General features: G+C 59.8%; 11 protein-coding genes. 3 read left to right on the top strand and 8 right to left on the bottom strand.

Annotated elements, in window-relative coordinates; all coding sequences use genetic code 11:
* Positions 1 to 182: 182 nt before the first annotated feature.
* The 6 genes from araD to chvE form a co-directional block, all read right to left on the bottom strand.
* Positions 183 to 1,922, bottom strand: a complete 1,740-nt coding sequence (gene araD, locus ASC90_RS26105) for an L-arabinonate dehydratase (RefSeq protein WP_056547163.1) — start codon at positions 1,920 to 1,922, stop codon at positions 183 to 185.
* Positions 1,923 to 1,982: 60 nt separating this feature from the next.
* Positions 1,983 to 3,416, bottom strand: coding sequence for an aldehyde dehydrogenase family protein (locus ASC90_RS26110; RefSeq protein WP_056547166.1), 1,434 nt, complete (start codon positions 3,414 to 3,416; stop codon positions 1,983 to 1,985).
* A 72-nt stretch (positions 3,417 to 3,488) separates the two neighbouring features.
* Positions 3,489 to 4,484 (bottom strand): AraD1 family protein, encoded by a 996-nt coding sequence (gene araD1, locus ASC90_RS26115; protein ID WP_056547295.1) that lies wholly within the window; start codon positions 4,482 to 4,484, stop codon positions 3,489 to 3,491.
* Between the two features lie 109 nt (positions 4,485 to 4,593).
* Positions 4,594 to 5,802 (bottom strand): multiple monosaccharide ABC transporter permease, encoded by a 1,209-nt coding sequence (gene mmsB, locus ASC90_RS26120; protein ID WP_056547169.1) that lies wholly within the window; start codon positions 5,800 to 5,802, stop codon positions 4,594 to 4,596.
* Positions 5,799 to 7,337, bottom strand: coding sequence for a multiple monosaccharide ABC transporter ATP-binding protein (gene mmsA / locus ASC90_RS26125; protein WP_056547172.1), 1,539 nt, complete (start codon positions 7,335 to 7,337; stop codon positions 5,799 to 5,801). Before mmsA ends, mmsB begins: the two co-directional genes overlap by 4 nt.
* Before the next feature lie 98 nt (positions 7,338 to 7,435).
* Complete coding sequence (chvE, locus tag ASC90_RS26130) at positions 7,436 to 8,500, bottom strand: multiple monosaccharide ABC transporter substrate-binding protein (RefSeq protein WP_056547175.1); 1,065 nt, start codon at positions 8,498 to 8,500, stop codon at positions 7,436 to 7,438.
* A gap of 272 nt (positions 8,501 to 8,772) precedes the next feature.
* On the opposite strand from chvE, the gene ASC90_RS26135 reads away from it, so the two are divergent.
* Positions 8,773 to 9,780, top strand: a complete 1,008-nt coding sequence (locus ASC90_RS26135; protein WP_056547178.1) for a LysR family transcriptional regulator — start codon at positions 8,773 to 8,775, stop codon at positions 9,778 to 9,780.
* A gap of 57 nt (positions 9,781 to 9,837) precedes the next feature.
* A complete protein-coding gene (locus tag ASC90_RS26140) occupies positions 9,838 to 10,302 on the top strand; it encodes a hypothetical protein (protein ID WP_056547181.1) in 465 nt (154 codons plus the stop codon).
* Here ASC90_RS26140 and ASC90_RS26145 read toward each other — a convergent pair whose 3' ends face one another.
* Complete coding sequence (locus tag ASC90_RS26145) at positions 10,303 to 10,551, bottom strand: hypothetical protein (protein ID WP_056547184.1); 249 nt, start codon at positions 10,549 to 10,551, stop codon at positions 10,303 to 10,305.
* A 153-nt stretch (positions 10,552 to 10,704) separates the two neighbouring features.
* Here ASC90_RS26145 and iolG point away from each other — a divergent pair, with 153 nt between their 5' ends.
* A complete protein-coding gene (gene iolG, locus ASC90_RS26150) occupies positions 10,705 to 11,697 on the top strand; it encodes an inositol 2-dehydrogenase (protein ID WP_056547186.1) in 993 nt (330 codons plus the stop codon).
* 96 nt (positions 11,698 to 11,793) lie between these two features.
* On the opposite strand, the gene ASC90_RS26155 is transcribed toward iolG, so the two are convergent.
* Complete coding sequence (locus tag ASC90_RS26155) at positions 11,794 to 13,017, bottom strand: ROK family protein (protein ID WP_056547189.1); 1,224 nt, start codon at positions 13,015 to 13,017, stop codon at positions 11,794 to 11,796.
* Positions 13,018 to 13,084: the final 67 nt, after the last annotated feature.

Here is a 13,084-nt window from a genome sequence, read left to right on the forward strand (position 1 = left end):
ACATGCTCCTCCAGCTTGTCCATTTCGCGATGAGATAAGGGACAGGCAATCTTTCTCCAGCCCCCCGCTTCCGAAATGGCCAATCAAGGTCCGAAGTTGTGCTCTCACCAGACCACGGCACCGAGAATCAAAAAGGCGGAGCTCCCGCCCCGCCTCTCGTAAACTCTTGTGACGACCAACCCTTAGTGGCTGTCCTTGCCCACCGCGTTTCCGCGACATCCCTTGAGGAAGTCGAGGTCGGCGCCGGTATCGGCCCCTTCGACGTGCTGCTGGTGCAGGAAGGCGTAGCCCGAGGTTGGCAGGTCGTGGTTCGGCTGCCATTCGGCAAGACGACGCGCCAGTTCAGCATCGGAAATGTCGAGATGCAGGCGACGGTTCGGTACGTCGAGCTCGATCATGTCGCCGTTCTTCACCACCGCAAGCGGGCCACCGACAGCGGCTTCCGGTGAGGTGTGCAGCACGACGGTACCGTAGGCGGTACCGGACATGCGGGCGTCGGAGATGCGCACCATGTCGGTAATGCCCTTCTTCAGCACCTTCGGCGGCAGACCCATGTTGCCGACTTCGGCCATCCCAGGATAACCCTTCGGCCCACAGTTCTTCATGACCATGATGCAGGTCTCGTCGATGTCGAGACTGTCGTCGTTGATCTTGGCCTTGTAGTCGTCGATATCCTCGAACACCACGGCGCGACCACGATGCGTCAGCAGATGCGGCGAAGCGGCGGACGGCTTCAGCACCGCGCCCTTTGGCGCGAGGTTGCCGCGCACGACGACGATGCCGCCCGACTGCGTCAGTGCCTTTTCAGCCGGCAGGATGACGTCCTCGTTCCAGTTGACGACGTCCTTGACCTCGTCCCAGATGGTTTCACCGGAGACCGTCAGCGCATCCTTATGCAAAAGGCCGGACTCGCCGAGGCGCTTGATGACGACCGGCAGGCCGCCGGCATAGAAGAACTCTTCCATCAGGTACTTGCCCGACGGCATCAGGTTGACGATGGTCGGCACGTCGCGGCCGCAACGGTCCCAGTCGTCGAGCGTCAAATCGATGCCGACGCGGCCGGCCATGGCGAGCAGATGGATGACGGCGTTGGTCGAACCGCCGATCGCCGCATTGGTGCGGATGGCGTTCTCGAAGGCCTGCTTGGTCATGATGTCTGATGGCTTCAGGTCGTCTTTTACCATCTGTACGATCCGGCGGCCGGTCAGCTGCGCCATCACTTTGCGGCGGGAATCGACGCCCGGGATCGCGGCATTGCCGGACAGTGCCATGCCGAGAGCTTCGGCCATCGAGGCCATGGTGGACGCGGTACCCATGGTGTTGCAGGTGCCCGACGAACGGCTCATCGAGGCTTCCGCTTCGAGGAATTCGGCCTGCGTCATCTCGCCGGCCTTCACCATTTCCGAGAATTTCCACAGATGCGTGCCCGAGCCGACGCGCTCGCCGCGGAAATAGCCGTTCAGCATAGGACCGCCGGTGACGACGATCGACGGCAGGTCGACCGAGGCAGCCGCCATGATTAGCGACGGCGTGGTCTTGTCGCAGCCGACGAGCAGCACGCAGCCGTCCATCGGCTGCCCGCGGATCGTCTCTTCGATCGAGAGAGCAGCCAGATTGCGGTACATCATCGCGGTCGGGCGGAAGGTGTTTTCCGATGCCGAGAATACCGGCACTTCCATCGGGAAGCCGCCGGCCTCCCATACGCCTGCCTTCACCTTCTCGGCGAGCTCGCGCAGATGGCCGTTGCACGGCGTCATGTCGGACCATGTATTGAGGATGCCGATGACAGGGCGTCCGTCGAACAGGTCGTGCGGGTATCCCTGGTTCTTCATCCAGCCACGGTGGTAGATCACGTCACGGCTGGTGCCGCCGTACCATTCCTGCGACCTAAGCTTGCGCGGCCATTCCGCTTTCTTAAACATTATCTCTGTCCTTCAGTAGGCGCCGAGCCGCCTCGCGCGGCCGGAACGCCAATCGTGCCATTACGCCAGCGTGTAGCTGGTCTTGACCGTTGTGTAGAATTCAGCGGCGTACTTGCCCTGCTCGCGAGGACCATAGGATGAGCCCTTGCGGCCGCCGAACGGAACGTGGAAATCGACGCCTGCCGTCGGCAGGTTGACCATCACCATCCCGGCTTCGGCATTGCGCTTGAAGTGCGTCGCATGCTTGAGGCTGGTCGTCGCGATGCCGGACGACAGGCCGAACGGCGTGTCGTTTGCCGTCGCCAGCGCCTCTTCGTAATCCTTGACACGGATGACGGAGACGACGGGTCCGAAGATTTCCTCGCGGCTGATGCGCATCTGGTTGGTGGCTTCGGTAAACAGCGTCGGCTGCAGGTAGAAACCGGGGGTGTCGCGAGTGATCAGCTCGCCGCCGAAGGCGAGCTTGGCGCCCTCTTGTCTGCCGATCTCGATGTAGTCGGTATCGGTCTTCAGCTGCCGCTCGTCGACCACCGGACCGACATGTGTGCCGGGCTTCATGGCGTTGTCGACGACAATCGTCTTCAGCTTCTCGGTGAGTGCAGCGACGAACTTGTCGTGGATGCCTTCGGTGACGATTAGGCGCGACGATGCCGTGCAGCGCTGGCCGGTCGAGAAGAAACCGGAATTGGCCGCCGCTTCGACGGCGACTGTGAGGTCGGCGTCGTCGAGAACAACCATCGGGTTCTTGCCGCCCATTTCCAGCTGGAACTTGCGGTTATGCTCGAGCGAGGCAGCAGCGACACGCTTGCCGGTGCCGGTGGAACCGGTGAAGGTGATGCCGGAAACATCCGGGCTGTCGAGCATCACCTGACCGACCACCGAGCCCTTGCCCATGACGAGGTTCAAGACACCTTTCGGCAGACCGGCGCGGTGCAGGATGTCGACAATTGCCCAAGAGCAACCCGGAACCAGTTCGGCCGGCTTGAAGACGATGGTGTTACCATAGCAAAGCGCCGGCGCGATCTTCCACGCAGGAATTGCGATCGGGAAGTTCCAGGGCGTGATGATGCCGATGACGCCGAGCGGGTCGCGCGTGATCTCGACACCGATGTTCGGGCGTACCGACGGGATGATTTCGCCGGCAAGACGCAGCACTTCGCCAGCGAAGAATTCAAAGATCTGCGAGGCACGGATCGTTTCGCCGATCGCCTCGGGAAGCGTCTTGCCTTCCTCGCGCGCGAGCAGCGCACCCAGTTCGTCCTTGCGGGCCATGATCTCGTCGCCCGTCTTCTTCAGGATAACGTGACGCTCCCAGATGCCCGAACGTGACCAGGCAGGGAAAGCAGCCTTGGCAGCGGCAATGGCGTTTTTCGTGTCCTCGGCCGAACCGTCGGCATAGAGGCCAACGACTTCATTGGTGTCGGATGGGTTGATGTTCTTCGTCGCGTTTGCGCCGACCCACTCGCCGGCGATCAGGTTCTGATAAATGGTCATTGGCTAAACAAGCCTCCCTTGCCGTATAGGAAAGTATGGCTCAGCAACAGATGCCGCCGGGCCTTGAGACACTCAGAGCTGCTTAACGACGATCTCTTCTTCGGCGTCGATCTTCAGCGGATTGCGCAGCGGCAAACCGAACTCGGCGACTTCGATTTCGAAGACGTCGCCCTCTTCCGCCTTGATGCCGTCGGCAAACGACAGCGTCGCTGTGCCGAACATGTGGACGTGAACGTCGCCAGGCACGCGGAACAGACCGTACTTGAAGTGGTGGTATTCAAGGTTCGCGAAGGTGTGCGACATGTTCGCTTCACCCGACAGGAACGGCTTTTCGAAGATCACCTTGTCGCCGCGCTTGATGCGCGATGTGCCGCGGATATCCTCAGGCGCCGCACCGATGCGGATTTCCGGGCCGAAGCTTGCCGGGCGCAGCTTCGAGTGCGCGAGATAGAGGTAATTGATCCGCTCGGTGACGTGGTCGGAGAATTCGTTCGACAGCGCGAAGCCGATGCGGAACGGCGTACCGTCCTCGGCGATCACATAGATTCCGGCCATCTCGGGTTCTTCGCCACCATCGAGCGCGAAGGACGGAGACACCAGCGGCGTGCCGGGAGCGGCCGAGCCGTAGCCGTTGCCCTTGTAGAACCACTCGGGCTGCACGCCCTTTTCACCTGACTTCGGCTTGCCGTTCTCGAGACCCATCTTGAACATTTTCATCGAGTCGGTGAGGGTTTCCTCGGCCGCCTCGGAGGTCTTCTTGTGCATGGAATCGCGCGTGGCCGCCGATCCGAGATGAGTCAGGCCCGTACCCGTTAGGTGCAGATGTGCAGCATCCGGATGCGTCATCGGCGGCAGGAAGCGACCCTCGGCATAGGCCTTGTCGAGATCGACTTCATCGCCGAGGCCATGCGCTTCGATAACGGATACCAGCGACTTGCCGGCGTTTGCGGCTTCCATGGCCAGCGCATAGACGCTGCCGGCGTTGTTGACGGCTTTCGCGGCACCGCCCGGCTCGCGCACGGCGACGATGATCTCTCCGTTCGAACCCTTGATCTGCGAAATAAGCACGGTCTTCATCCTTTTCGATAACGCGGATAATGCTCCGCCGTTCCGGCTCCCGAAGGAGCCGGACTGGTTAGGTCATGGGACTGCGAATGCATGGCCGGCGCCTTTGCGCTTAGCCCTTGTTCTTGTTGTAGACGTCGAAGAAGACGGCGGCCAGAAGCACGAGGCCCTTGACCATCTGCTGGAAGTCGATGCCGAGACCGACGATAGACATGCCGTTGTTCATGACGCCCATGATGAACGCGCCGATAACGGCACCGGTGATCTTGCCAACACCGCCCGATGCCGAAGCACCGCCGATGAAGCAGGCAGCAATAACGTCGAGCTCGAAGCCGACACCAGCCTTCGGGGTCGCCGAATTCAGGCGAGCCGCGATGATCATCCCGGCCAGACCGGCCAGAACACCCATGTTCACGAAAGTGAAGAAGCTCAGGCGCTCGGTGTTGATACCCGAAAGCTTGGTCGCCTTCTCGTTGCCGCCCATGGCGTAGATACGGCGACCGATCGTGGTGCGGCGCGTTACGAAGGTATAGGCCGCGATCAGGATAAGCATGACGACGAGAACGTTCGGCAGGCCCTTGTAGCTAGACAACTGATAACCGAGGAACAGGATTGCCAGCGACAGGATGACGTTCTGTGCAACGAAGAAGCTCATCGGCTCGACATCGATGCCGTGGCTTTCATTAACCGCGCGGCGACGCCAGGCGAGATAGAACAGCACCACCGGAATAATGACAGTCAGCACGAGCGAGGTTGAATGCAGCGGCGTTCCGGCGACGTCGATCATTTCGCCAGGCAGGAAGCCCGTCGAGATAACCTGGAAGTCCTTCGGGAACGGGCCGATGTTCTTGCCGCCAAGCACGAACAGCGTAAGACCGCGAAAGACAAGCATGCCCGCCAGCGTGACGATAAAGGCCGGAATGCGGTGATACGCGATCCAGTAGCCTTGCGCTGCGCCGATGGCTCCGCCGATGATCAGGCAGAGAATGCCGGCAAGCACGAAGTTCATTTGCCAGTTGACGGTCATGATGGCGGCCACCGCACCGACGAAGGCGACGATCGAACCGACCGAAAGGTCGATATGGCCGGCAACGATGACGAGCAGCATGCCGAGCGCCATGATGACGATGAACGAGTTCTGCAGAACGAGGTTGGTCAGGTTGACCGGCTTGAAGAGAATGCCGCCCGTGTAGAACTGGAAGAACACCATGATCGCGACAAGCGCGATGAGCATGCCGTACTCGCGGATGTTGCTGCGGATGTAGTCGGCAACGGAAACGACGTTGCTTTCCTCGGTGGTTGAAGGGTTGACCGGAGTCATTGTTTCTTCTCCCCAGAGCGCATGATAGCGCGCATGATGGTTTCTTGGCTCGCCTCTCCCTTTGGCAGTTCAGCAACGATACGTCCTTCATTCATGACGTATATGCGGTCGCACGTGCCAAGCAGCTCGGGCATTTCCGATGAGATCATCAGAACGCCTTTACCATCGGCGGCAAGCTGGTTGATGATAGTATAGATTTCGTATTTTGCACCGACATCGATACCGCGTGTGGGTTCATCTAGAATCAAAACGTCAGGATCGGAAAACAACCACTTGGAAAGAACCACCTTTTGCTGGTTCCCGCCGGAAAGGTTGACTGCTTCCTGGAAGATACTGGAGCTACGGATGCGCAGCTTCGAGCGGTAGTCCGCCGCGATCTTCGATTCCTTGATGCTGTCGATCACGGTGCCGCTGGAGACGCCGGCAAGATTGGCGAGCGTCGTGTTGTGAACGATGGTTTCGTTCAGCACAAGGCCGAGATGCTTGCGGTCTTCCGTGACGTAGGCGAGACCGGCATCGATCGCCTTTCGAACGGTGCCGACGTCGACGGGCTTGCCGTGCATCAGCACTTCGCCGGTGATCTTGTGACCGTAGGACTTTCCGAAAACGCTCATCGCGAATTCGGTACGGCCCGCGCCCATCAGGCCGGCGATGCCGACCACTTCACCCTTGCGGACGGTGACGTTGATATCATGCAGCACCTGACGATCACGGTGATGCTGGTGATAGGCGTTCCAGTTCTTCACCTCGAGGATCGTCTCGCCGATCGGCACGGAGCGCGGCGGATAACGATCGGCGAGCTCGCGGCCCACCATGTTCTTGATGATGATGTCTTCGCTGATCTCTTCGGTATGACAGTCAAGCGTCTTGACCGTCATGCCGTCGCGCAGGACGGTGATCTGGTCGGCCACCTTGCGCACTTCGTTGAGCTTATGCGTGATGATGATCGAGGTCAGGCCCTGGTTGCGAAACTCGATGAGAAGCTCGAGCAGCGCATCGGAGTCCTTTTCGTTGAGCGAAGCGGTCGGCTCATCGAGGATCAGCAGCTTGACGCTCTTCGACAACGCCTTGGCAATCTCGACGAGTTGCTGCTTGCCGACACCGATGTCGGTTACCAGCGTTTCCGGAGATTCCTTCAGGCCAACCTTGCCGAGCAGCTGCTTGGTGCGATTGAACGCTTCCTGCCAGTTGATGACGCCACTCTTGGCGACTTCGTTGCCCAGGAAGATGTTTTCGGCGATCGACAGTAGCGGCACGAGCGCCAGCTCCTGGTGAATGATCACGATGCCGATTTCTTCTGAGTCCCTGAGGACCTTGAAATTGCGGACGTCATTTTCGTAGACGATCTCGCCATCATAGGTTCCGGCTGGGTAAACGCCGGAGAGAACTTTCATCAGGGTCGACTTCCCGGCCCCGTTTTCACCCACCAACGCGTGGATCTCACCCTGGCGAACCTTGAGGTTCACATTCTCCAGCGCTTTCACGCCCGGGAACGTCTTGGTGATGTTCCGCATTTCGAGGATTGTTTTGTCCATAGTCCATATCCAACGCCAGCGGCCGGAAAGACGGCACGGCGATCATAAAAGTGAAGACCGGAACCCGCAAGCAGCGGGTTCCGGCCAACTTGGAACAATTACTTCAGCTGGTCAGCCGTGTAGTAACCGCCTTCGACGAGGATCTTCTCGTAGTTGGTCTTGTCGACTGCAACCGGGGTCAGCAGGTACGACGGAATGACCTTTACACCGTTGTCGTAGGTCTTGGTGTCGTTGACTTCAGGCTCCTTGCCTTCCATCAAAGCGTCAACCATGCCCACGGTAACCTTTGCGAGGTCACGGGTGTCCTTGAAGATCGTGGAGTGCTGCTCGCCAGCGACGATCGACTTGACCGACGGAACTTCAGCGTCCTGGCCGGAAACGACCGGCAGCGGCTGGTCCGGGGTGCCGTAGCCGACGCCCTTCAGCGAAGAGATGATGCCGATCGACAGGCCGTCGTAAGGCGACAGAACAGCGTCAACCTTGGCGTCGGTGTAGTTAGCCGAGAGCAGGTTGTCCATACGAGCCTGGGCCGTTGCCGGATCCCAACGCAGCGTACCGACCTTGTCCATGCCGGTCTGGCCAGACTTCACGACGAGCTTGCCGCTGTCGATGTAAGGCTGCAGGACAGACATTGCGCCGTCATAGAAGAAGAAGGCGTTGTTGTCGTCCGGCGAACCGCCGAACAGCTCGATGTTGAACGGGCCCTTGCCATCCTTGAGGCCGAGGGCGTCAACGATGGAACCGGCCTGCAGAACGCCGACCTTGAAGTTGTCGAACGTCGCGTAGTAGTCGACGTTGCCGGAATCGCGGATCAGACGGTCATAAGCGATGACCTTGATGCCTGCGTCATGAGCCTTCTGGAGAACGTCGGAAAGCGTCGTGCCGTCGATAGCGGCAATAACGAGAACCTTTGCGCCCTTCGTGACCATGTTCTCAATCTGAGACAGCTGGTTCGGAATGTCGTCGTCAGCGTACTGCAGGTCGGTGGTGTAACCGGCGTCCTGAAGCTGCTTGACGATGTTGTTACCGTCGTCGATCCAGCGCGCGGACGACTTGGTAGGCATTGCGATACCGACAGTCCCCTTGTCGGCAGCAACAGCCGGCATAACGAACGACGCGACGCCAAAGGCCGCCGCTGCCATCAATGAGATAATGGATTTCATATCTCTCTCTCCCTTAGTTAATTAAATGCGCGGACGAAAAATCGCCCGCCCCGAAACTGTGGCAGGTTCCGTCTTGGATCATACTTCATAGTGAGAAACGAAGTAGGTCTCCTCCACGCTCTCACACGTGTTGAGTGCCAACCAGCACACGGCGGCAAACTGGTATGGAATCCTATAACTGTCAAATAGAATAACTGGCAAAGTGCATATCAAATTTGGTATATCGTTAAAAAGTATTACTTTTGATGGAACGCAATAGGAGGGTTACAACCATGACGTTTAATTCGAGGGCATTGGCGGCCGATCATGTGGATATCCACACCGACATTTTTGGAGACGACAGCCTTCTAAGGTCGGGGCTGAAGCTGAATCACCTGCGAATGATCGTCGCAATCGAAGATAGCGGCCAGATTTCCGCCGCCGCGGAGGCACTCAACATTTCCCAGCCCGCGGCATCGCGCATGCTGTCGGAAATGGAGTCGATTTTGAAGACTGCCCTCTACGAGCGCGTAGCGCGTGGCGTCGTTCTGACGACGTTTGGCGAAGCGCTGGCAAGACGCGCCCGAAAGATCATGCTGGAACTACGGGAAGCAAGCCGGGAGATCGGCGAACTGAAGACCGGCAAGGGTGGCTCCGTGTTCATTGGCGCGGTAACTGCGCCGGCCATGAGCCTCGTGGTACCGGCCATCAAGCAGGTGCGAACTGCATTTCCCGGCATCGAGGTCAACATCCAGGTCGAGACAAGCAACGTACTCGCACGCGAATTGCTCGCTGCACGCCACGACTTCATCATCAGCCGCATTCCGGACGATCTGAACCCCCGCCTGTTCGAGGTCCGGGAGATCGGTGTCGAGAGGGCTTGCCTGATCGTGCGCAGCGGCCACCCGCTCCTGAAGAAGCAGGCGGCAAGCCTCACGGAAATGTCGCTATATGACTGGGTATTCCAGCCGCCCGGGACCCTGCTGCGGCGGACGGTCGAGGATCTGTTTCTCGCTCATGGCGTTCGGCTTCCAGAAAACATCGTCAACACCTCGTCGCTGCTGCTGACCTGTGCGATCGTCTGCCAGACCGACGCCATCGCGCCCATCGCGATCGACGTCGCCCAGTTTCTGGCCACCCAGAGATCGAGTGCTGCCGATGTGCGCATCCTGCCGATCGATTTCCAGATCAATGTGAGGCCCTACAGCATCATTACCGCCAGAGAGCGGGCCCTGCCCCCGAGTGCGCGGCTTCTTTACGATACGGTTCTCGCAGAGAGCAAAAAGATCGCCCTCGCCTGACAAGCCCTGCACCATGTTGCACGGCCTTTATATGCGCCACCAGAAGAAAGTGCGCATATGCTGTTTGGCCAGTCCGTGTTCCAGTCCGTGCTCGACCGCCTGAAGGCGGACGACGAAGACGGCGATGCGCCGGAAGCGACGGCTTCTTCTCGCATCCACGGTTTTACGACCGGGCTCGCGTTCGATGTCATGGAGGGCGTGTCGGTCACATCGGCCCGGCCCGACCAGGCTTATCTCGACAATCTGGAATTCGAGGTGCAAGCCGCGATCGAAAAGGACCCGCCGCAGGAACCCGAGCCCGTGATGCCCGAGCACCTCGGCCGCATCGCTCCACACGAGGTAGCCGCAGAGCTAGCGATATCGTCGGACGACACAGTTCAAAGCCTCGGCGAGAAACGCCGCCGTTTCGCCAAGGCCAATCACCCAGACAGCGTCGAGGCTTTGTTCCGCGACAATGCCACCCGTCGCATGACCGTCGCCAATCTTTTGATCGACGAAGCGGTCCGCCGGCTCAACCGCTGACTATTCGGTGTCTTTGGGGCCGTCCTGATTATCCGGCGCTTCGGCGGCTTTTTCTTCCGTGGGCTCCGGCGGCTTGTAGCTCCACAGCAGGACATAGGCCGAATAGACCCCGGCGCCACCAGCCAGAACCGCCCAGAAGGGATCGCCTTTGATGGCCTCCATCGCAGTCCAGCCGAAGCAGACCGCGACAATGAGAATGCGCCCCCAGAGGGGACGATAAGACGGATGGTTCGGATCGATCAGCTGCATCGCATTTCCATGTGTAAACCTGTCACATGTCTTTAGGATGGATTGCGCAAATGTGAAAGAGCGGCAGACTTGACGCCGAACGGATAAAATGGAATGAAAATTCCACAATGACAGCAATTCGGCTCATTCATTCCGAATTCCAGGGAGGTACTCATGACAGTCAGATTTGGTCTTCTCGGCGCCGGTCGCATCGGCAAGGTTCATGCCAAGGCCGTCAGCGGCGATGCCAACGCCAGACTCGTCGCCGTCGCGGACGCTTTTCCGCAAGCTGCCGAAGCGATCGCCTCTGCTTATGGCTGCGAAGTCCGCAGCATCGACGCGATTGAAGCCGCAAAGGATATCGATGCCATCGTCATCTGCACGCCGACCGATACGCATGCGGACCTGATCGAGCGGTTTGCCCGCGCTGGCAAGGCGATCTTCTGCGAAAAGCCGATCGATCTCGACGTTGCTCGCGTCAAGGCCTGCATCAAGGTTGTAGATGAGACCAAGGGCAAGCTGATGGTCGGCTTCAACCGCCGCTTCGACCCTCACTTCATGGCGGTTCGCAAGACCATCGACGACGGCCGAATCGGCGACGTCGAGATGGTGACCATCACTTCGCGCGATCCGGGCGCGCCGCCGGTCGACTACATCAAGCGGTCCGGCGGTATCTTCCGCGACATGACGATCCACGATTTCGACATGGCGCGATTCCTGCTCGGCGAAGAACCCGTGGCCGTCAGCGCCACCGCAGCCGTCCTCGTCGACAAGGCAATCGGCGAAGCCGGCGACTACGACAGCGTCTCGGTGATTCTGCAGACCAAATCCGGCAGGCAGGCGATCATCTCGAACTCCCGGCGCGCGACCTATGGCTACGACCAGCGCATCGAAGTGCACGGCTCCAAGGGCATGGTGTCGGCCGAGAATCAGCGCCCGGTTTCGATCGAGGTCGCCAACGGCGACGGCTATACGCGCCCGCCGCTGCATGACTTCTTCATGACGCGTTACACCGAAGCCTACGCCAACGAAATCGCCAGCTTCATCGCGGCGATCGAAAAAGGCACAACGATTTCACCCTCCGGTGCCGACGGCCTTGCGGCATTGGCGCTTGCCGACGCCGCTCTCCAGTCGGTCAGGGAAGGCAAGCTTATCAAGATCGGCTGACGGCCCTCTCCCGACCGAAAGCCACACATGAGATGGCCGGGCAATCGTCCGGCCATTTCTCGTACTCCAAGGACGGTCAATCCATCCTTCCGTCGGTCAGTGCGCTGTCTGTATCCCGGACAGGACGATATCTTCATCGATCCGCGACAGAGCCCTGTTCAAATGCCCCTCGAAGACCAGATTCTGCTCGTCGGCCGCGAGCCGGATATCCGGCATCCCCTCCATGCGCACCACGTGCGACTGACCAAGCCCTTCCTCGATCCCTTGGCGCAGCAGATCGTAGTAGCGCGTGCCGGGGCCGGTAACGGCGATCGGCATGCGCTCCGTCAGGCTCAACATCCGCGACAAGCCATTGCCGAGTGCAAGGCCCGCCTGCCGAAAGGCCAAAGCCGCCGTCCGGTGACCCTGGCGGGCCCGAACGGCGATCTTGTCGAGTTCGGCGATCGGAACGAACTTGGCCGGAATCGTATCGACAGGCACTTCGAAGGCGGCGCGCAATATCGCGTAAAATCCGGCATAGGCCTCGATACAGCCCCTGCTGCCGCAACGGCAAAGTGCGCCGTTGGCCACATGCAGCATATGGCCAAAATTCGGCGCCGAGATTTCACGCTGTCCCTGCTCCGTCCACTTGACGACACCGAGCCCGATGCTGTGGCCGAGCGAAAGCGCTGCAAGCGACCGAAAACCGGCACCATGGCTATCTTCTTCATGCGCACCGAGCGCGGCGGCGACCAGCAGGGTTTCGTTGTCTAGAATAATCTTGGCCTGCCAGTCCGGCGCCAGCGCAGCTTCAAAATCGATCCGGTCGCTGCCGAAGATCGGCGACCAGACGAGAACAGGTTCACTCGAACTGACCAGGCCCTTGCTGCTGACCGAGATCAGCAGGACCTTGTCCTGCTCGATCCGCGAGCGGCTGAGAATGCGCGCCAGACCTTCCTTAACGGCAGTCAGGAATTGCGCCGCGCCGGCTGGGTCATGCGACCGCCCCTCGGTGAAGCGATCGATCAGTTTGCCGGCGTAGTCCACCAGCGAATACTGGACACCGTCGGATGAAATGATGACGACGATCAGGTAGCCGCAATCGCGCCGCTGCCGGAACAGGACGCGCGGACGTCCGCGCCCGCTTGCAGCCTGCTGCTCCGACTTCTCGATGATCTGCGCTTTTTCAAGATCGGCGGTGATGGCCGAGATCGTGGCTGACGAAAGCCCGGTAAAACCTGATATTTCCGTATGCGCCAGCGCGCCATGTCGTCGCAGTGTGGAGAGCACGAGCACACTGTTTCTCTGCCGAACCAACTCGGCACTCGACTTGGTCAGCATATATGCCGCCCTCTTCCCCGCGCATTCCGCCCTCGTTCACACCCCATCTCCAGCAACTTTTCCGCGA

The sequence above is a fragment of the Rhizobium sp. Root1220 genome, from assembly GCF_001426265.1.
GTDB lineage: Bacteria > Pseudomonadota > Alphaproteobacteria > Rhizobiales > Rhizobiaceae > Rhizobium.